25 protein-coding genes are annotated in these 19,656 nt (G+C 49.0%); 23 read left to right on the top strand and 2 right to left on the bottom strand.

Translation table 11 applies throughout. From position 1 onward, the window contains the following. From GI364_RS13380 to zapE, 14 genes are all read left to right on the top strand, one after another. Positions 1-324 carry a ribosomal-processing cysteine protease Prp gene (locus GI364_RS13380; protein ID WP_198849779.1) on the top strand — a complete coding sequence of 108 codons (324 nt, stop codon included), beginning with the start codon at positions 1-3 and terminating at the stop codon, positions 322-324. A gap of 5 nt (positions 325-329) precedes the next feature. Continuing rightward, the gene (gene rpmA / locus GI364_RS13375) at positions 330-632 is read left to right on the top strand and encodes a 50S ribosomal protein L27 (RefSeq protein WP_198849778.1); all 303 of its coding nucleotides are present in this window, start codon (positions 330-332) and stop codon (positions 630-632) included. 107 nt (positions 633-739) lie between these two features. Then, on the top strand, positions 740-1,246 hold the full coding sequence (locus GI364_RS13370) for a Spo0B domain-containing protein (RefSeq protein WP_198849777.1): 507 nt from the start codon (positions 740-742) through the stop codon (positions 1,244-1,246). 61 nt (positions 1,247-1,307) lie between these two features. Further along, positions 1,308-2,591: a GTPase ObgE gene (gene obgE, locus GI364_RS13365; protein WP_198854015.1), complete on the top strand. Its 1,284-nt coding sequence runs from the start codon at positions 1,308-1,310 to the stop codon at positions 2,589-2,591. Continuing rightward, positions 2,581-2,982, top strand: a complete 402-nt coding sequence (locus tag GI364_RS13360) for a Mov34/MPN/PAD-1 family protein (protein WP_198849776.1) — start codon at positions 2,581-2,583, stop codon at positions 2,980-2,982. Before obgE ends, GI364_RS13360 begins: the two co-directional genes overlap by 11 nt. 152 nt (positions 2,983-3,134) lie before the next feature. Then, entirely contained in the window at positions 3,135-4,154 is a 1,020-nt protein-coding gene (locus GI364_RS13355) for a GspE/PulE family protein (protein WP_198849775.1), read from the top strand. Between the two features lies 1 nt (position 4,155). Continuing rightward, positions 4,156-5,232, top strand: a complete 1,077-nt coding sequence (locus GI364_RS13350; RefSeq protein WP_198849774.1) for a type II secretion system F family protein — start codon at positions 4,156-4,158, stop codon at positions 5,230-5,232. Between the two features lie 51 nt (positions 5,233-5,283). Further along, positions 5,284-5,655 (top strand): competence type IV pilus major pilin ComGC, encoded by a 372-nt coding sequence (locus GI364_RS13345; protein WP_198849773.1) that lies wholly within the window; start codon positions 5,284-5,286, stop codon positions 5,653-5,655. Then, positions 5,652-6,101 (top strand): type II secretion system protein, encoded by a 450-nt coding sequence (locus tag GI364_RS13340; RefSeq protein WP_198849772.1) that lies wholly within the window; start codon positions 5,652-5,654, stop codon positions 6,099-6,101. Before GI364_RS13345 ends, GI364_RS13340 begins: the two co-directional genes overlap by 4 nt. Beyond that, positions 6,098-6,436, top strand: a complete 339-nt coding sequence (locus tag GI364_RS13335; protein WP_198849771.1) for a type IV pilus modification PilV family protein — start codon at positions 6,098-6,100, stop codon at positions 6,434-6,436. Before GI364_RS13340 ends, GI364_RS13335 begins: the two co-directional genes overlap by 4 nt. Positions 6,437-6,488: 52 nt before the next feature. Further along, the gene (locus GI364_RS13330) at positions 6,489-6,938 is read left to right on the top strand and encodes a hypothetical protein (protein WP_198849770.1); all 450 of its coding nucleotides are present in this window, start codon (positions 6,489-6,491) and stop codon (positions 6,936-6,938) included. Beyond that, complete coding sequence (locus tag GI364_RS13325) at positions 6,935-7,396, top strand: hypothetical protein (protein WP_198849769.1); 462 nt, start codon at positions 6,935-6,937, stop codon at positions 7,394-7,396. Before GI364_RS13330 ends, GI364_RS13325 begins: the two co-directional genes overlap by 4 nt. Before the next feature lie 56 nt (positions 7,397-7,452). Further along, on the top strand, positions 7,453-7,971 hold the full coding sequence (locus tag GI364_RS13320) for a shikimate kinase (protein ID WP_198849768.1): 519 nt from the start codon (positions 7,453-7,455) through the stop codon (positions 7,969-7,971). Between the two features lie 39 nt (positions 7,972-8,010). Then, complete coding sequence (zapE, locus tag GI364_RS13315; protein ID WP_198849767.1) at positions 8,011-8,931, top strand: AFG1/ZapE family ATPase; 921 nt, start codon at positions 8,011-8,013, stop codon at positions 8,929-8,931. A 123-nt stretch (positions 8,932-9,054) separates the two neighbouring features. Here zapE and GI364_RS13310 read toward each other — a convergent pair whose 3' ends face one another. After that, positions 9,055-9,996: a YqhG family protein gene (locus GI364_RS13310; RefSeq protein ID WP_198849766.1), complete on the bottom strand. Its 942-nt coding sequence runs from the start codon at positions 9,994-9,996 to the stop codon at positions 9,055-9,057. Then, complete coding sequence (locus GI364_RS13305) at positions 9,993-11,720, bottom strand: DEAD/DEAH box helicase (RefSeq protein WP_198849765.1); 1,728 nt, start codon at positions 11,718-11,720, stop codon at positions 9,993-9,995. The genes GI364_RS13310 and GI364_RS13305 overlap by 4 nt, the downstream gene beginning before the upstream one ends. 122 nt (positions 11,721-11,842) lie before the next feature. Here GI364_RS13305 and gcvT point away from each other — a divergent pair, with 122 nt between their 5' ends. The 9 genes from gcvT (at position 11,843) to spoIIIAD (ending at position 19,650) form a co-directional block, all read left to right on the top strand. Beyond that, on the top strand, positions 11,843-12,931 hold the full coding sequence (gene gcvT, locus GI364_RS13300) for a glycine cleavage system aminomethyltransferase GcvT (RefSeq protein WP_198849764.1): 1,089 nt from the start codon (positions 11,843-11,845) through the stop codon (positions 12,929-12,931). A 57-nt stretch (positions 12,932-12,988) separates the two neighbouring features. Then, positions 12,989-14,341, top strand: a complete 1,353-nt coding sequence (gene gcvPA / locus GI364_RS13295; protein ID WP_198849763.1) for an aminomethyl-transferring glycine dehydrogenase subunit GcvPA — start codon at positions 12,989-12,991, stop codon at positions 14,339-14,341. After that, positions 14,338-15,810, top strand: a complete 1,473-nt coding sequence (gene gcvPB / locus GI364_RS13290; RefSeq protein ID WP_198849762.1) for an aminomethyl-transferring glycine dehydrogenase subunit GcvPB — start codon at positions 14,338-14,340, stop codon at positions 15,808-15,810. The genes gcvPA and gcvPB overlap by 4 nt, the downstream gene beginning before the upstream one ends. Positions 15,811-15,981: 171 nt before the next feature. Further along, positions 15,982-16,431: a type II 3-dehydroquinate dehydratase gene (locus GI364_RS13285; protein WP_198849761.1), complete on the top strand. Its 450-nt coding sequence runs from the start codon at positions 15,982-15,984 to the stop codon at positions 16,429-16,431. Between the two features lie 73 nt (positions 16,432-16,504). Continuing rightward, positions 16,505-17,062 (top strand): elongation factor P, encoded by a 558-nt coding sequence (gene efp / locus GI364_RS13280; RefSeq protein ID WP_198849760.1) that lies wholly within the window; start codon positions 16,505-16,507, stop codon positions 17,060-17,062. A 411-nt stretch (positions 17,063-17,473) separates the two neighbouring features. After that, the gene (gene spoIIIAA, locus GI364_RS13275) at positions 17,474-18,505 is read left to right on the top strand and encodes a stage III sporulation protein AA (protein ID WP_233095790.1); all 1,032 of its coding nucleotides are present in this window, start codon (positions 17,474-17,476) and stop codon (positions 18,503-18,505) included. Further along, positions 18,502-19,017 carry a stage III sporulation protein SpoIIIAB gene (gene spoIIIAB, locus GI364_RS13270; protein ID WP_198849758.1) on the top strand — a complete coding sequence of 172 codons (516 nt, stop codon included), beginning with the start codon at positions 18,502-18,504 and terminating at the stop codon, positions 19,015-19,017. Before spoIIIAA ends, spoIIIAB begins: the two co-directional genes overlap by 4 nt. A 32-nt stretch (positions 19,018-19,049) precedes the next feature. Then, complete coding sequence (gene spoIIIAC / locus GI364_RS13265; protein WP_198849757.1) at positions 19,050-19,253, top strand: stage III sporulation protein AC; 204 nt, start codon at positions 19,050-19,052, stop codon at positions 19,251-19,253. 10 nt (positions 19,254-19,263) lie between these two features. Beyond that, entirely contained in the window at positions 19,264-19,650 is a 387-nt protein-coding gene (gene spoIIIAD, locus GI364_RS13260; RefSeq protein WP_198849756.1) for a stage III sporulation protein AD, read from the top strand. Positions 19,651-19,656 lie beyond the last annotated feature (6 nt).

Below are 19,656 nucleotides of genomic sequence, written 5' to 3'. Positions count from 1 at the left end.
ATGATTCGGTGCGAAATTGTGAAAAAGGCGGGCCGGGTTCAGAGATTCAGGATTCAGGGCCACGCTGGATTCGCTGCTCTTGGCAACGATATTGTGTGTGCCGCAGTGTCTGTACTAGCGACAAATGCGATTAACAGCTGTGAGGCGCTTTTGAAGGTTGTTCCAGATGTAACAGAGGAAGATGGAGATCTCATCTGCGTGCTGAACAATCCGGATTCTGATGAGATACAGTTGTTGTTCGAGAGCATGGTGTTTGGTCTTCAGCAAATGGCTGATGAGTATCCACGTCATGTTGAGTTGAAAGTTGAATCCCTAAAGGAGTGATTACCATGTTACAATTAAACCTGCAACGGTTTGCTCATAAGAAGGGCGTATCAAGCACACGTAACGGGCGTGACAGCATTTCAAAACGCCTGGGTGTGAAACGCGGAGACGGGCAGTTGGTGACATCGGGAAGTATTCTTGTTCGCCAACGCGGTACCAAAATTCATCCCGGAACTAATGTTGGCATTGGTAAAGACGATACCTTGTTTGCAAAAATTGAAGGTCGAGTTCGGTTTGAAAAGTATGGGAAAGACCGTAAGCGCGTCAGCGTTTATCCGGTTGAGCAGCCAGTTGCCGCAGAAGCCTAAAGGTTGCTTGAAGAACGCGATCATCGCGTTTTGACCAGTATAAGTTAACCATATTTGGGAAAGGGCCTGGCGTTATTGCCGGGCCCTTTTTTGAAGGGATGATGGACGTGTCTGAAGAGAAGGATGCATCGTGGCTGAAGAGTTTTCAGAAGCACCGTCACGACGTTTTAAATTCTTTGCAACTTGTTCAGGGCTACCTTCAGTTGGAAAGAACAGGTGCAGCGCTGACTTCTCTGCACAAGCTTTCAAGATGGCTTCACAGTCTTTCTCTGTTGCAGTCACACCTTCCTGAATCAGCAGTCACGTTGTTTCAAGTTGCCATGACCTGTCCCCATGTTATCGTCGAGGAATGGTGCGGCAGCACGGCCATAGACGCGGACTCGATTTGGTCCATGAGAGTGCTGTGGCAAAGACTCGAAGATGTCGCTACCGAGTTGGATGTGGCGCAGGTGATGCTGAAGATTGCAGCAAACTCCTCAGAAAGGCATGTCCCGATTCAGATTAGGGTCCTATGGCCGAAAGGATTTGTGGATTTGGTGCAAGCTAGAGAAGGGTTGGAAAGCTTGTCGTCTTTACCAGGAGTACGGATAGTACTAGATGAGGCAAAAGTATAAAAACAGGTCTGGTTCGTGAAAAGAAGAGGATCTGTGCATGGAGACCGGAGGTCGAACTAAGTTGTTTTACGATCACGCACGAATTTATGTAAAAGGCGGAGACGGCGGCAATGGAATGGTTGCATACCGCCGCGAGAAATACGTCCCTCTTGGGGGGCCGGCTGGAGGCGACGGCGGCCACGGCGGCAATGTAGTGTTTATTGTTGACGAAGGCTTGCGAACGTTGGTTGACTTTAGATATCAAAGACACTTCAAGGCGCACGCAGGAGAAAATGGACGATCCAAGAACCAACACGGTAAGGGTGCAAAGGACTTAGTCGTGAAGGTACCGCCTGGAACGGTTGTTCGAGACGACGACACAGGAGAGTTTTTGGGAGACCTTACGCGAAACCAGCAAATCTTGGTGGTAGCAGAGGGAGGTCGAGGCGGACGAGGCAACACACATTTCGCGTCGGCAAAAAACAAGGCACCTGATTTGGCTGAAAAAGGTGAACCTGGTGTAGAACGATGGATAAACCTCGAACTGAAAGTTCTTGCTGACGTCGGTCTCATCGGTTTTCCGAGCGTAGGAAAGTCGACCTTGTTGTCCGTGGTCTCGTCGGCACGCCCCAAAATTGGAGCCTATCACTTTACGACTTTGCAGCCGGAACTCGGAGTTGTTGAAGTGGATGACGGGGAGAGCTTCGTACTTGCGGATATTCCTGGGCTGATTGAAGGAGCAGGAAGCGGACAGGGGCTAGGTCACGAGTTTCTGCGGCACGTCGAGCGTACCCGAATTCTGCTGCACGTCTTGGATATGTCAGCTAGCGAAGGCAGAGATCCGATTCAGGACTACCGAATCATTCGGAGAGAATTAGGCGAATTTTCACCGAAGTTATTGGAACGCGCGGAAATTGTCGTCGCAAACAAGATGGATGTGCCCGAAGCAGAGCAGCACTTGAGGGAGTTTGAAGCTGAATTTCCGGAACTCGAGGTTTATCCGATATCTGGCGCAACGAGACAAGGTGTCCAAACACTAATGCGAGTGACTTTGAAGAAGCTGAACGAGATCCCAGCGGAACCAGATGTGGTCGAGAACAACGAGGTGAATCCGTCTGAGCACAAAGTATATCGCTTTGAGGCAGAGAAACCCTTTGCCATCACTCGCGATGGGAACACTTTTATCGTTACAGGAGATGATTTAGAGAAACTCGTTCTCATGACAAACTTCGAACAGTATGACGCTGTAAAACGGTTCCAAATGATTTTGAAAAACAGAGGCATTGATGATGCCCTGAGAAAGAGAGGGGCTGCGGAAGGCAGCGTGATTAGAATTGCAGACATGGAGTTTGACTTTGTCGAATGAGGGACCCGATTGGTGGAATCCTGATTTAAGAAACAATGTGATTGAGTTGGCCGATGACAGTTATCCAAACGAGTTTATCGGCCTGTTTGTATTGCAGAAGGCGCGGGATAGAAGTGTAGGGATAAAATCTCTAGCAGCACAGACGGTCCGACAGAGTGCGGATGATTTCTTCGTAAGCCCGCAAGCAGTCATCAACGCAGCATACGCTGTCGAGGCCACAAACGGCATTCTGCTTGGTACGGTCCACAGCCACCCGAGGGGCAGAAATAGTTTTTTTTCTGACGCTGATGGGGCCTTGCGTTGGTGGGGAGATTGGCATCTGCTGTGTGTGATGACAGCTGACACATATGATTGGGACTTTGTCTGGGGTACTGTGAAGACGGACAAATAAAATCAAGGAAGATGGAAAAAGGACAAAAGAATATGATTTTGTAATAATGTTACATAGTTATATTGTATATTGCACTTGAAAACAGGCGGCCGATGAACTCCTGCCGAATACTCGTTCAGAGTGGAAAAAGCGCTCAGAAAGGATGGGTATGATTGGAGGATACATCAGCCGTCTTTTTGTTAGACCAAATGCTGTCGGATGCACTGAAGCAGGAGTGTACAGACATTCACATCCACAGTACCCCGGACAACCTGGCTGTTCAATTTCGCATTCAGGGCAGACTTGTTCCTTATCTTCAATCCGAACAAAATCCACGGGCCATGGTCAGGAGGATAAAGGCCTTGGCAAAAATGGATATTGCTGAACATCGAATCCCACAAAACGGCGCATTTCAGACTAAAATAACGAATCAGACTGTGTCGGTGCGTGTCGCCACACTGCCAACGGCAACCGGTGAATCGGCAGTTTTGAGAATGCTCCCCCAATACAGACTACATTTAAGTTTGCTCGAACTGGGTATGTTACCGCAACAAGAAGAAGCTGTTAGGGGACTCTTGCAGGGCACACCTGGATTGATACTGGTTGCCGGGCCTACGGGAGCTGGGAAAACCACTACCATGTACACTTTGATGCGAATGGTGTCCGAGCGGGGTGACAGCGTTGTTTCCGTAGAAGACCCAGTTGAAATTCCCTCAAATGACTTTTCCCAGCTGGAAGTTCGTGAGGACAAGGGTATTTCATTTGCGACGGGACTTAAGGCATTACTGCGACAGGACCCAGACGCTCTTATGGTAGGAGAAATACGGGATGCACAGACAGCTAAGATAGTTCTGCAAGCAGCGCTAACTGGTCACCTCGTGTTTTCCACCACGCATGCGACCGATTTTGTTGGAGCTTTCGCACGGCTCACGGAGTTCGGCGTGCCCCGCGCCATGTTGGCCGAAGTCTTCCGCGGTGTGATTATTCAGCGGTTGCCAAACGGAGCTTACGCGAAGCGGGGTCCAGGGACGTTGCTGTCACAAATGACCCCTGCTGTCTTTGAAGTCTATCCAATCGGGGATGATGTGTACGAGTTGCTTTTATCCGATTTACCTTGGCCGCGCGTTCGGCAGAAACTGCGCACTATACTGCCCGCTGTGTCGGAAGTAAGGACGTTGAGAAAGGGTGGCTAATGTGCGCCAGTCAGACGCGGTTACGTTCCTTTGGAAAAGGTGGAAAAAGAGAAAGTTTGAAGCGGCTTATTTGCGACTGGCTAAGGAACTAGCACAATTGTTAGATGCGGGTGTGGATATCGACGAGGCCGTCCATTACCTTTCGGGGCGGCGTAAATCCAATGAGGAGCAATTGTTGTTGACGACTGCAGGAGGCGCAGTGAACAGGGGAGAGTTGATTGCTGCTGCTTGGGCACCTATGTTGTCCAATTTAGCGATTACTGTCTTGGAAACGGGAGAGCGCGCAGGTCGTCTTCCCCAAGTTATGAAAGTGTGGGTAACAGAACGGAGTTCAGAGCGGGAATGGGTTGAAAAACTTGTAAAAGTCTCTTCATACCCCTTGTTCCTGATGGCGGGGAACGCTGCAGTGCAGATGATTTTGGCGTGGTTTGTCATCCCAGATTTTAGAATGATGTACAGTGCTGTACACGTTCAGCTAAGTCCTGCATCAGGACTGCTTATGGACCTTGTACAGGTCCTGCCCCTTTTGGAAACACTCACTCTACTACTTGTGGTTGTCGTAATAGCTGCACTCCTCGGGATTAGAAAATCCGTGCCAGTGTGGTGGGAGCGGATTCGTAGGAGTGTACCTGGCAAGCGAGTAGTCTGGGCTCAGCGTACACAGCGATTTTGTACATTGCTTGGTGTGCTTTTGGATAGCGGCCTCCCCGTGTTAGACGCTCTGACGCAGCTCTATCGTTGCAATGGCCCAAAATGGCTGTCAGAACAGTGTAAAGAAGTTCACCTTAGTCTATTAGCAGGAGAGACACTCTCCAGTGCCTTTGCTACCGATTTAGACCCGGTTTTGTCCGCTTCACTGCGTATAGCAGACAAAACCGGGGACCTGGCAGGTGCAATCAATCATACTGCGGTCTATCTTCGCCAACAGGTACTGGAAACCATGGGCGCGGTAATTAGATGGATCGAACCCAGCCTAATCGTCATTTTGGGCGTTATTGTTGCCACAACAATGTACATTTTGTTTGTTCCCATGTATCAGTTGGTGTCATCTGTTTCCGCAGGAACTGTAGCCCCTTGATAGGGTGACAAAAACACTATTGACTACTTTGGTAGAGGAGCGGGTGTCGTCATGTTTAGAAGAAGCAGCCGCAAAAGAAAAGCAGAAGAAGGCTTTACGCTGTTGGAGATGGTTGTCGCTGTGTTGATTGTTTCTGTGATGACTGCGGTTATCGTGCCACACCTTACCGGCATTGGGGATAGAGCTGATAAGGCTGCGTGTGCACAGAATCAAAAGGCAATTCGCGGAGCACTCACAGAGTACTACCTGATTTACCATCAGTATCCAGCCGGTGACACGAGCGAACAGTTACAAACGCTGGTCGAAGACAAACTACTGGAATCGGTTCCCAAAGAGCCGTCTGGAGGGTCGTACGAGATTGATGATACGGACCCAACTCAGGTCGTGGTGATGTGCTCTGTTCACGGAGCGTTGGGCGTGTGAAGCACGATGAGGGGTTTACACTGCTCGAATTAACTTTCGCGTTGCTGATTACCGCTTTGGCGTCAATTACAGTAGGCCACAGTGTACTTCGAATTGTAGACGAACAGCACTTGTTGTGGAATAGAGATCTGCTTCTCCAGAATTTCCGATGGGCCCAGGTGAAGGCATATGAGCAAGATGCTTTCACGATGGTGCACTTGTATCCTTACACACCGGTTTACGATGTAGCAAACCAGTGGAAAGTTCTTCACCGTTACCAGTTTTCAGACGGCATCGGGTATAAGGGTGGATATCTTGCATTGGGAAGTGGAAGAGTCACATATGGCGTAAACGGAGTGAGTCATATTGGCGGTACCATCAGATTGACAGACAAACAATCTGACGAATTGGATATTATTCTGTACCTTAATTCGGGTTTGGCAGAGGAAGGGGAACTCCACCGATGAGCCTGATGGAGGTGACAGTATCGATTTTGATAATGGCTGTGGGTGTCACGGCATGTGGTTCTGCATGGACAAGTTGTATGAATGAAATCGAGTTTGCAAGTGAATTAAACGAGGCAAACCTGTGTGCTGACAACACAGCTGAAGCCCTGATTGCAGGTGATACATCGATTGTACCGAAGGTACCTGGAAAAAACGAAGGGGAGCGTCGTCTCAATGATTCCTCCTGTAAGGTGCAGGTTATATCAGATTTCTCAGCGCATGGCGGTGTATGGGAAGAGATTGTTACTCGTACCGGCAAGGCTGTTGTCACCAAATGGGTGCTATCAGCCGTGTAAGGGAACTCCGGAGACCGGTTTTTCCCTGCTTGAAGTCACGGTGTCCTTGTTTTTGGGCGCCGTCTTTTTGTCCTCTGCACTGGTCTTCTATTTAACACTGTGGCAGGGATACACAGGGTCAGACCGTCACGTTCAAACGCTGATTATGGGTATTTCACTCAGACGTTCGCTGACGCAGGATATTCACGCCGCGTCTAAAGTAGGGATGGGTCGGACCTCGTTCACTTTGTGGGTCAATGGTGACACCTATCGCTATTATGTAAATAGCAATGGACAGTGTGTTAGGGTGCGAATCGGAGGAGGTACTACCGTATTGGCGGATGGCGTCCGGACTCTCACTGCAGAAGACCGTGGCAGAGTGCTGCAAATTACTGTACATTTCAGGAATGGATATGATGAAATGATTCAGGCCTCGCGGCTGTATGTAACGAAACAAGACAAATTACACAAGACATCGCGTGCATTGAACAAGACAGTAGACGCACTGAGGCAGGTGTCGTGAATACAGACCGGCAAACGAAACGACAACAAAATCGACAGCGCTTAGGGTGGACGAACGGAAGTGTGCTCCTCTCTGTACTTGGTTTCTTAGTGAGCATGTCTATTCTCATATCGCTTTTTGCATTAATGTCAAAATCTATTTTGGATGTTGTTTTCATGGAACAAAGCGCCGATACAGCGTACTACCTTGCTCGGAGTGAGACGAATATTGTTTTAAACAAGTTGTCTCGTGGTGAAGTGTCAGCAGGCTACCGACGAGAAATCGAGTCTCCTGATATACAAGGAAAAAGCGGGGATATTCAAGTCCGAATCGACAATGCATCGGATGTCGGCGTCGTCAGAGTGCTCGTGCAAGCCTCTCAGGGAAAGGCATTTCACACAATCTCGTTTCAATACAATTTGCTGAAACGGAAGATTGTTCAATGGACGGACAGCGATCTGCGGATTACAGTTAAATAACTCTATTCGACACCTTTTGCCTGTGATAGGATAATAGGACTGGAGGTATAATGGGCATGCGTCCTGTGGCTTTGATTGGTTTTATGGCATCTGGAAAGTCAACGGTTGGCAAAGAATTAGCTGCGCAACTTGGTTGTGAGTTTATAGATACAGATGAAGAAGTCACTCGCGCGGCGGGTATGACACCAGGACAAATTATTCGCCAAAAAGGGGAATCCTTTTTTCGCGAGTGCGAGCAAGCGGCATTGGCATCAGTTATAAAAAGAGAATGTGGCTTAGTCTGCGCAACAGGCGGAGGAATCGTTACCTACGAACCCAGCAGAGAATTACTGGCGAAGCATTTCTATGTTGTCCTCCTGCGCGTTCACGCCCAAACGGCGCTGTCGCGCATTCAGCAGGATGACACTGACCGGCCGTTAAGTAATGCAGAACATCCTCTCAATCATATGAGAGAGTTGTTAGAATATAGAAATCCAATTTACACACAGACAGCCCACTACACAGTTGATGCAGACCACCTGACTCCGTCTGATATTGTAACGGAGATCCGTAAACAGATACGTGACTTTTGTTGATGTTTGCAGTGCACATTGCGGTGAAAGGAGGATGCTCCGATGCAGCACATTAAGGAAATGATTCCGCCTGAATGGAGAAAAGTCAATGACAGATACAATTCGGAGTACTTTCGCCAACGGATTCCAGAGTTGGATTTATGGAGTGTTCCGGATGAGGAGATACTTCGAAGGCGAGCCTTATTGTTTGAGTACTTAAGACAAAAGTCGATTTGCGCACTCTGTCAGGGATACAACCGGTGCGGCAAAGAGGGTGACATGAAAGGTTTTGAGCAGACACTTGAACAGTATGGCAACCAGGTGACTGTACGAGTGGACAGGTGCCAGCCGTTTGCAGACCACAGGGGACGGCAGAAACTGCGCAAGTGGTTCAATGTGGCTGGGGCATTGCCTCAAGACACTAGTTTTCAATTTGCGAACTTTCCGACAGAGCAAAGACGCAAATATCCAAAGCTGCTGTCTTTCGCTGAACGATTTGCGAATCGTTACGAAATTGGGGCAGAGATGTCCGGTGTATACTTGTTTGGACCGCCGGGAGTTGGAAAAACTCATTTAATGTTGGCTGTCTTGAATAAGCTGGTAAGTCGGGACATTCCTTGTCTTTTTGTCCGCTCTGATACAATTTTCGACAGAATGCGGCAAATCGTTGCGGAGGGAGGAGACCTGGAGGCATTTCTCGAAACGTGCTCCAGTGTACCTGTTCTCGGCATTGATGAATTCGCTCAAGAACGCGCCAATGAATTCACGCTTGAGAAGTTATTTCGCATTGTGAACACACGGTTTCACGCTGGATTACCAACCTGGTTTACGAGCAACTACGCACCGCCAAATATCTATAAACGCAATGGAGAGGATATTCTGGAGTCGGTTGGACCGCTTCGAAGCCGTATCATGCAGATGAGCAAACTGGCCAAGGTGGATGGGGAAGACGCCCGTCAGCGGAATCTCGAATCGCTTACCTGAGCACCATCCCTTACCTCTGAACGGAATTTGGGAAACACGTGGTCTTCGCTGAGTGATGCACCCAGAGTGTCATATCAGAGAATCACGGGCACCCTGCATAAGGTTGTACGATGATGGCTGCTGTTACGCCTTTTCTACGAGACCGACAACTGCTGCCTGGCTTATACTGATTTCAATTTTGGGTTCTGCTCTTGAAATCAGTTCACGGCGCTTCCTTTGGTGGTCGGCTCGGATTACCGGTTCATCAGCCTCTGGATCGCTCGACAGAAGGCTTGCGTAATATACATCTAATTGTTCGAGATCGTCATCAAGCCGCTGCCTGGCCTCTTCTGCCCATCTGTGGGGCTGATGCACTAGTTTGCGGTTCAGGTGTTGCTGCAACAGCAGAAAACCATCCTCAAGTAAGCTTGCAGCATCTCCTTTTATCCCTGGACTTTGGCCCGCAAGCGTCTGAACTGTTACGCTTTCCATGGGTATGTGGGAAATGGCGTCGAAAAACCCATCCACAATTTGCTGGTTGAGAAGGCAGACACCCAGTGATACGAATTCTTGTTTTGTAAAATCGCATTTGTATGAGACCACTGCATTAAGCAGCAGCCATGGGACAAGGGCGACATCATCAGTACAGTGTTTCGGACGCACACAGGCTACCTGACCTCGACCCAACACTGAATTTATGATTTTATCGAGGCGAAATCCTCCCAGCGATAACAACTCTGCTGTGGGAGGACGGAAAAACATGCGTTCGACGTCAGTCATGGTTTCAGCATTCACGTTCGCCCAGGCTTCATCATGAAGTCTCTCGTTTTCCCGCTCCAAGGCCTCAGACGTAAACGCCAACCTTAATCTCGTAGGCTCAACTTCTTGACCTGTCTGCTCAACCCACAGCCAATAATAGGGTCTGTCAGTGAGCTCTTTGTCAACATCGCGCGGTAATTCGTACTCTCTGTAATTCGGCGCGCGGTATCTAGTACTAGCCTTTACTGCTGCAAAGAACTGGTCACAAAAGGTGATTCTTTCGTCTTTTAGACGCAGCGGTATACGAGCAGAAGCTGAAGTGCTCACGAATTTGCCTCCTTGTTTGAACGGTCTAGTTGTGTGAGCAACTGATTGCCGTATGTGTCTAGTTTTTCCTGTAGATCTGCTTTACTGTTGCTTGTCATAACCCAATCCAACACCTGTTTATCGAATTTGTCGCCAATTTCAATGTCTCCCACAATAAAGTCCAAGTCGCCAATGACAAGCTCGAACATTTTAATCTTCTCCTGAAGCAGATGCACAATATGTTCTTCAATCGTGTCTTCGGTGGACAAATTATAGATATGAACGTTCTCTTGCTGACCCAGTCGGTGAATTCGCCCGATTCGCTGTTCCAAACGCATTGGGTTCCACGGCAAGTCAAAGTTAATCATATGATGACAAAACTGCAGGTTAATCCCTTCACCGCCTGATTCGGTTGCAACCAGAACCTGCATTTTGCGAGCGAATAAGTCTTTCATCCAGTCTTTTTTGCCGCGTCCAAATCCTCCCCGAAACGGGACAGCACTAATGCCATTTTTACGCAGCAGGTACAAGAGAAAATCCTGTGTTGCTCGATACTCTGTAAACACGATGCATTTGTCATCGATTTGTTGCAAAAGTTCAAGCACGCGGTTTACCTTCGTGTAGCTGCCGACTTTCTCAGCCATTGCCATCAGACGCTGCAGTGCCTCTATGCGCTGCTCAGACTTTGCTCTTTTCAACATCTTTTGAAGCGTAATCATGGCTGCATAAGGAGAACTGCAAATTTCACGCTGAAGCGTGATGAGCGGAAGTACCGAAGCTCTCGTTTGCTGGCGCTCCTCATATTCTTCCTTCAGGAAGACCTGTACTGCATCGTACAATTCTCTCTCGTCAGCCCCCAGTCGAATAGGAATGGACTGTACCTCTCTAGGCGGTAAATTGGTTTCCCCGTCCATTCTCCGGTTGCGAATCATAACGTGACCGACTTGTTCTTTCAGCAATGCGGCATCCTTTGGAACTCTTGACGACTGCAAATGTTCTTTTTGAAACGCCACAGGATTTCCTAAGTGACCTGGCTTTAACAGCGTCACGAGCGTGTGGAGTTCTTTGAGATTGTTTTGGATTGGTGTAGCGGTGAGCAGGAGCATGAACTTGTTTGGAATCTGGTTCACCATCTGCCAGTTTTTCGTTTTGGTGTTCTTTAGTTTATGGGCTTCATCTATAATGACCAAGTCCCATGACTGTTGAAGTACAATTTCCCGGTGAGGCTCTCGCTTGGCCGTATCCAGAGAGGCAATTATGATGTCGTGTTCACTCCAACTCCATTCATTGCGCTGCGCAAAACAGCGAATGTTAAATTTCTGACTGAGTTCCCGAGTCCACTGCAACACGAGGGATGCGGGTACAAGGATTAAGGCTTTTTTGACCATTTGCCGCAACATGTACTCCTTTAAAATGAGTCCCGCTTCGATGGTTTTTCCAAGTCCCACTTCATCTGCTAAAATTGCTCGACCATGGAGTTGCTGCAAGACTTTTTGGGCAGTTTCAATTTGGTGCCGCATGGGTTTGAATCCATCAATGTGATCTAATGTCAATAATTCGTCAAAGTGACTGGCTAACTGCGCCTTTCTAGCAGAAACCGCCAATTGAAACAAAGACCAGAGGTCAGAACTGGTATTGCCAAGGTAATCGTTTTCTTTGTATGCTGTAAGCGCTGAGATAAGATGATTATCCTGCCATACGATTTCGGGGACAGGAGAATCCAGTCTGGTTTCTTGCGGTTCCATAAAGGCGCCTCCTTGGAAACTAAGTCACGATGCCCTACCTGACTGCGTGATTAGTATTATCAAGTCTGGGGAATTTCATGAAGGCCCTGCGGAACACTTTGACTAAAGAGGGAGAGACGTAGATGTCAGAGCTGAAGCGAACGCCGATTTTTCCACTTTATAAGGAAAGCGGTGCGAAGACCGTTGAGTTCGGAGGCTGGGATATGCCAGTCCAATTTTCCGGTATTATTCAGGAGCATGAAGCAGTTCGTACGAAGGCGGGACTGTTTGATGTTTCACATATGGGAGAATTCGATGTAAGAGGAGAAGATGCTTTCAGCTTTCTTCAAACACTGGTGACGAATGACTTGTCTCGGATTCATCCGGGCAGGGCCATGTACACGGCAATGTGCTACGAAAATGGTGGTACTGTGGACGACCTCTTGGTATATTGTCTAGGTGACCAGCACTACATGGTTGTAGTGAACGCTGGTAACATTGAGAAGGATTTCGATTGGCTGCAAGAACATACGGACGGCTTTGACGTAGCCCTCACGAATCAGTCAAGCGAAATTGCATTACTGGCGGTCCAAGGTCCACTGAGCCAAGAGGTCGTGCAAGCACATGTAGAAGAAGACTTAGCGGATATATCGTTTTTCCGGTTTAAGGAACTAAAAGTCGCTGGAAGAACTGCGATTGTCTCTCGGACTGGTTATACCGGTGAAGACGGTTTTGAACTCTATGTGGATGCCAATGACGCACAGCACTTGTGGAAAACAATTCTGCAATCGGATGAGCGTATTGAACCTTGCGGTCTGGGTGCTCGAGACACTTTGCGCCTTGAAGCTAGGCTGCCTCTGTACGGGCACGAACTGTCCGCAGATATTAGTCCGTTGGAGGCGGGAATTGGATTTGCGGTAAAAACAAAGAAACATCATTTTATTGGAAAGGATGCGCTGACGCAGCAGAAGGAGAACGGCTTGTCAAAGAAGGTCGTCGGCCTGCAGGTGCTCGAACGGGGAATCCCGAGAGAGGGATACACGGTTCTCAAGGATGGACTGGAAATTGGACACGTAACTTCGGGTACAATGTCGCCGACGTTGCGCGTTCCGATTGCGCTGGCAATCGTTGATGTTTCCTTCAGCGAACTCGAGACCATAGTCAGTGTCCGTATTCGTAATCGAGAGATACCTGCAAAGGTAGTGGAAACCCCTTTTTACAAGCGCAGCTAATACTGTAAGTGCATAGAGACGGCGAAAATAACTTCGCCAACGGGGGAGGAATTGAGTTTGAGTCAATTTAGTTATATTTCCCATACGGACGAGACCCGTCAAAAAATGCTCTCATATCTAGGATTATCAAATATTGGTGAACTGTTTTCGGATATTCCGGAATCCATTCGCATGACAACACCGTTAAATTTGCCAGCTGCCATGTCTGAAATAACCTTGGACAGGCATATGGCTAAACTTGCTGAAAAGAATGCAGACCTTCAACACGTTACGAGTTTTCTCGGCGCCGGAAGTTATGAACACTTTCAGCCCAGTGTGATAGATGCAATTGCAGGCAGGTCCGAGTTCTATACCTCGTATACGCCCTATCAGGCTGAGATTAGTCAGGGCATGTTGCAGGCAATCTTCGAATACCAGACGATGGTATCCGAGTTGACTGGCATGGCCATGGCCAATGCTTCGATGTATGATGGTCCGACCGCAATGGCTGAGGCGGGATTGGTTTGTTGTGCACACACCCGCCGCAACAAACTCATTGTCGCTAAGAATGTGAATCCAGAATACAGAGAGGTTGTAAAGACGTATGCGTCCGGCCAGTCGATTGAAATTGTAGAGTTGCCGTATGCGTCTGACGGGAGGGTCGACCGTCACACTCTTGAAGAAATTTGTGACGAGGATACCGCAGGCGTTTTGGTACAATACCCAAACTTCTTTGGTGGGATTGAAGACCTGGAAGCCATTGCGAACACGGCTCATGCGAAAGGTGCGCTGTTAGTCGCTGCGACCTATCCGATTGCACTGGGTCTTTTAAAAACGCCTGGAGAATTAGGCGCCGATCTCGTTATTGCAGAAGGCCAGGCCCTTGGTAATCTGATGGCTTTCGGCGGTCCGTATCTTGGCATTATGGCCGCTAAAAAGGAACTGATGAGACGCTTGCCGGGTCGCATTGTCGGCGAAACCACCGATGCGGATGGCAAACGTGGGTATGTGCTCACGCTGCAAGCAAGGGAACAACATATTCGACGCGAAAAAGCGACGTCAAACATTTGCTCAAACCAAGCCCTGAATGCTCTGGTGGCTACGGTGTTTCTAGCGTATATGGGACCATCGGGAATGCACGAACTAGCTGCCCAGAACTATCACAAAGCTCATTATTTGGAGCAGCGTCTGAACAGCATTAAAGGCGTCGAGACCGTCTTCAAGAACGGGTTCTTTAATGAGTTTACTATTCGCGTACCAACGGACACGAAAGTTTTGCAGGATGCCCTCTTGGAGAGAGGATATTTCTTCGGACTGCGTTTAGACGACTACTATCCGGAGTTAGAACGGACCTTGCTCATTAACGTTACCGAAATGCGGACGCGGGAAGAGATGGACGCAGTCTGCGAAGAATTGGAGGGACTGCTATGAGTGCACAAGTAGAGAATCGGCAAGCGTTAATCTTTGAACTGGGAGAGACGGGGAGGCAGGCATACAGTCTGCCTGAGTTGGATGTACCTGAGGCGTCCTTTGACAGCATCGAGGGATTTGTTCGAGAGAAAGCGGCAAATCTTCCTGAGGTCAGCGAAGTAGATGTCATCCGTCACTATACAGCCTTGTCGACCCGAAATCACGGCGTCGATTCCGGGTTTTATCCATTAGGCTCCTGTACCATGAAGTACAACCCAAAACGCAACGAGAAATATGCTAAGCTTCCCGGGCTTGCCAACATTCATCCACTTCAGCCCGCGTCAACTGTCCAAGGGGCGTTGGAGCTTCTATATCAACTGCAAACGGATTTGGGTGAGATTACGGGCATGGACGCAGTCAGTCTTCAACCGGCAGCAGGTGCTCAAGGCGAGTGGACAGGACTCATGATGATTTCTTCCTACCACCGTGACAGGGGTGAACACCGTGATAAGGTGATTGTGCCTGATTCCGCTCACGGGACCAATCCAGCCAGTGTCAAGATGGCAGGGTTGAAAGCCGTCACTGTGGCGTCAAATGAAGACGGTTCTGTCAACATGGACGCACTTAAAAAGGCGGTTGGACCGGATACAGCGGCGTTAATGCTTACGAATCCAAGTACGTTGGGTCTGTTTGAGTCGCAAATCATTGAAATCGCCCAGATTGTTCACGAAGCCGGAGGACTCCTCTACTACGATGGCGCCAATGCCAACGCAATTCTGGGGTACGCTCGCCCGGGAGACATGGGCTTCGACGTGGTACATCTGAATCTCCACAAAACCTTTTCAACACCTCACGGGGGAGGGGGTCCGGGTGCTGGTCCTGTGGGCGTGAAATCCCTCTTGATTCCGTATCTGCCGAAACCGACAGTAGCACGCGCCGAGGATGGTACCTATGTATTCCATTACGACGGACCGCAGTCCATTGGAAAAGTCAAGGGATTCTATGGAAACTTTGGAATTTTGGCACGGGCTTACGCCTATATTCGCACGATGGGGCCGGATGGACTAAAGGAAGTTTCCGAGACAGCGGTTTTATCTGCGAATTACCTCATGCGAAAACTGGAAGGCGCTTATGATCTGCCCTTTAATCATATTTGCAAACATGAGTTTGTACTGTCTGGGCGAAGGCAGAAAAAGGCTGGAGTCAAAACATTGGATATTGCCAAGAGACTGCTGGACTTCGGTGTTCATCCTCCGACAATCTATTTTCCATTAATTGTGGAGGAGTGTTTGATGATTGAGCCAACCGAGACGGAGAGTCTTGAGACCCTCGATGCGTTTGCGGACATCATGCTGCGAATTGCCAAAGAAGCAGAAGAGAGCCCTGAGCTTGTGACGAGTGCACCCCACAGTACGGTAATTGGGCGGCTGGACGAGGTGAAGGCAGCGAGATCGCCAGTGTTGAGATATGATTTTTCACAGTCTGTGTGACGCAAAGACCACGTCGTAGCAGGAAAGTCCGGGTCTGTTGTGCAACGATGGCAGACCCGGTGCGTCTCATGGTAGCTCCGGCAGATAACGCCGATAAGGCAGTTCCAGTTCATCCATCCTTATGGTACAATGACACCGATTTACTCATCGATGCGTAGAAAGGACGAGAGTATGCGTCCGTATATACTGCTGTTAAACGGCCCCAACTTGAATCGTCTGGGAGTGCGAAAACCGAAGATCTACGGCTCGGTTCAACTGCGAGATGTCATTTCGAATGTATCGCAGTTGGCTGAGACAATCGGAGTAGGCGTCGTGGACTTTCAGTCAAACTCAGAAGGTGCCCTAGTGGATTTTTTACAGGAAAAGGGTCCTGAATCGCTGGGGATAATTATTAACCCCGGTGCGCTGGCACACTATGGTCTGTCTCTGCGCGATTGTCTGGAAGACCTGTCTCGTCCTACAGTCGAAGTCCACATATCTAATGTGCACCAACGGGAAGAGTTCAGACACAAGCTGGTACTTTCAGATGTCGTCGACGGCCAAGTTGTTGGACTCGGGACTTTTGGCTACGAACTGGCCGCCCGGTACTTGCTGAATCTGACTGACCCCGCAAAAAATTAGCGTGACGTCTTCGTATTTAATTCGTATTTAAGGTGATATTTTTGTAAGTGAGAGCTTAGAGGAGGAGAATTTTTTGATTTCTAGTAACGATTTTCGTACCGGGACAACGATTGAACTGGATGGTCAGATTTTTAGAGTGATTGAGTTTATGCACGTAAAACCTGGCAAGGGTGCAGCGTTTGTCAGAACGAAACTAAAAAATGTTAAAACCGGCGGCGTTAAGGAGCAAACTTTCCGTGCTGGAGAAAAGGTACAAAGTGCTCGAATTGATACCCGTGAAATGCAATACCTCTACAACGACGGTGACTTGTATACGTTTATGGACACGGAGACCTATGAGCAGATTCAAATCACTCGTCAACAACTGGATTATGAGTTGAATTTTTTGAAGGAGAACATGAACTGCTACATTGTAATGCATGCCGGGGAGACAATTGGCATCGACCTTCCGAACACGGTGGAGCTTGAAGTGACAGAGACTGAGCCGGGCATTAAAGGGGATACAGCTCAAGGCGGCAGCAAATCTGCGACGGTAGAAACAGGTTACACTTTGAGTGTTCCACTGTTTATCAATGAGGGTGACAGGCTGTTGATTGATACGCGCAGCGGAGCTTACATTTCAAGGGCGTAAAGGGCGGGAGGTAATGCGCCTCAGTCCTCCTGTTTTGTTTCTCTGTCACAGTATTGACAAACCTTCGGTGTTGGGGCTTTAAAGGCGGCTGCTGTCCAGTGCAGCCGCTTTTACATTGTTCGCAGTTTGGCATGGTCTACCTCATCGTTTCCGCCCGATTACGCTGCATTATTTCGTTTTGCCTCATTTTTTTTCATAAAACTAAAGACGAAGAACATCAACAAGATAAATATGACTAAAAACACCACAATCCACCGCATGATGAGCGAAATGTCCACGCATATCCCCCCTGACATCGTTGCGGTTCCTCCTGTATTGGATGCATCCACTCCCAATAATGTTCCGGCTTCCTAGCATACCTTGTCTACCTTATCCATATATATGGACTATCTACAGGAGGTGGACAACACCGTGTCCAATCAGCTTTGGCGAAGGGCCCAGGAGCAGGCATGGAAACAGGTGCTTTCCGTTTGTCCGCCGGATGTTCAGCAGAGCATGGAAGCTCTGCCAGCCAACATCCAGGCAAGGATTGAAGAGATTCGCTTTCGACTGGGTAAGCCGCTGCAGGTTTGCGGTGAAGGCGTCGACCGCTTTCTGACGCTTTCCGGCAGCTTGACAGCTTCGGAAACAACGGCCCTTTTTGTCAGTGAGGAACACTTGTCGAGGGTACTGCAAGTTGTCACCCAATCTTCATTGTACGCTGTCGAAGACGAGTTGAGACGGGGCTTTATCACGATGCCGGGCGGACACCGTGTTGGTGTCGCTGGTCGCGCCGTCCTGTATGAAAGCGGAGAAGTTCGTTCCATTCGCAGCATTAGTTCCGTCAATGTACGAATTGCACGAGAGCGCATCGGGGCCGCTGATGGAATTATGGCCATGGTTCGACGACACGACGGACGTCCATACAATACCCTGGTGATTTCCCCTCCACAATGTGGAAAGACGACATTGATTCGAGACATGGCACGTCAGTGGAGCGCCGGAATTGGAGACATGGTGAATGGGCTGAAGGTCAGTATCATTGATGAGCGTTCTGAAATTGCCGGCTGTGTGGACGGGAAAATCCAGTTTCAACTGGGTGCGCGCACGGACGTTTTGGACGCCTGTCCAAAAGCGGAAGGTATGTTAATGGCCATCCGAAGCCTGTCTCCGGATGTGGTTGTCACAGACGAGATTGGCCGCAAGCAAGACCGGGACGCAATTCTCGAGGCGACTCATGCTGGTGTAGGAGTCCTAACCAGCGCACACGCACGCGATGTGGCTGAGTGGAGTGCGCGTCCCTTTATGGCGGAACTCTTTGCAGCAAACGCCTTTCAGCGCTATATCGTGCTAAGCCGACGGAGGGGCCCCGGTACCGTAGAACGCGTCCTTGATGCTGACGGTAAGCCTGTCAAGACTGGAACTGCAAGAAGAATCACTGGAGGCGGGTCGATGTCTCCATGATGAAACTTGTGGGCGCAGCACTGTTGTTAATGTCCTGTACGGCCATTGGTTTCCGTATTGCACGTGACTATCGTGAGCGGCCGCGGCAAATTCGGATTTTGATGCAGGCAATTCGTCTTTTGAAGCAGGAGATTGAGTTCAGTGTCACGCCGTTGCCGCAAGCCTTGAGCCGAGTCGCTTTGCGAACCGTGCCCCCTGTCAGTAAGCTCATGGAGGCCATTGCATCCAATCTCGGAGAAAGCGACGTTTCCGTGCCAGATGCGTTCAGCTCGTCCCTTCAAGATGTGAAGGCATATACTGCGTTTCGGTCGCAGGATGTGGAAGTGCTGCAGGAATTTGGGGAAACCCTAGGTACTTCCGACAGAGTTCATCAAAGCCAGCATTTTGCTGCTGTCCTAACACAACTTGATGGCCTGGAGAGAGAAGCACGCGAGGCACAGAAGCGAAACGAACGCTTGTGGCAATACTTGGGTGTTTTGACAGGTCTGTTACTCTTAGTTCTCTTATATTAGCGCGGGTAGGGCGCACGGAGGAGGCATCCGCAATGACACCAGAAGTACGAGCGGTATTTCAAATTGCGGGCATCGGTTTTTTAGTCGCAATACTGCACACCATCTTGAAGCAAAGCGGCAAGGAGGAGTTTGCGCAGTGGACAACCTTTGTTGGGTTTGTGGCAGTTTTTATTATCGTAATCGGCTACGTCGACCACCTATACGGAGAGATTCAACGAGTGTTCCTCAGTCAGTAGGTGAAAGAGTGTGCACATTCTTCAATTAGTCGGCATCGGTTTGACTGCTACTGTAATTATCGCTGTATTGCGTCCGCAGGCTCCTCAGTTTGCCATGATTGTTGGCATTCTGGCTGGCGTCATTATGTTGACCATGGTGGTTCACAACATGGGCAAAGTGTTATCGACACTCAACGACTTGGCAAACGCGGCAAATGTCGATCACGGTGTCCTGACGACAGTACTAAAAATTATCGGGATTGCCTACATTGTTGAATTTGCTGCACAAATTGCTCGCGATGCAAAAGAGGGGGCATTAGCTGGGAAAATTGAACTGGCAGGGAAGGTTGGGATTGTGATACTTGCGATTCCCATTATTACAGACGTTGTTGAGTCACTGGTCCATTTGTTGCCTTAGGGAGGT

It is taken from the genome of Alicyclobacillus sp. SO9, assembly GCF_016406125.1.
Classification (GTDB): domain Bacteria; phylum Bacillota; class Bacilli; order Alicyclobacillales; family Alicyclobacillaceae; genus SO9.
Note: the sequence above shows the minus strand (reverse complement) of the source record. Positions and strands in the feature narration are given on the sequence as shown.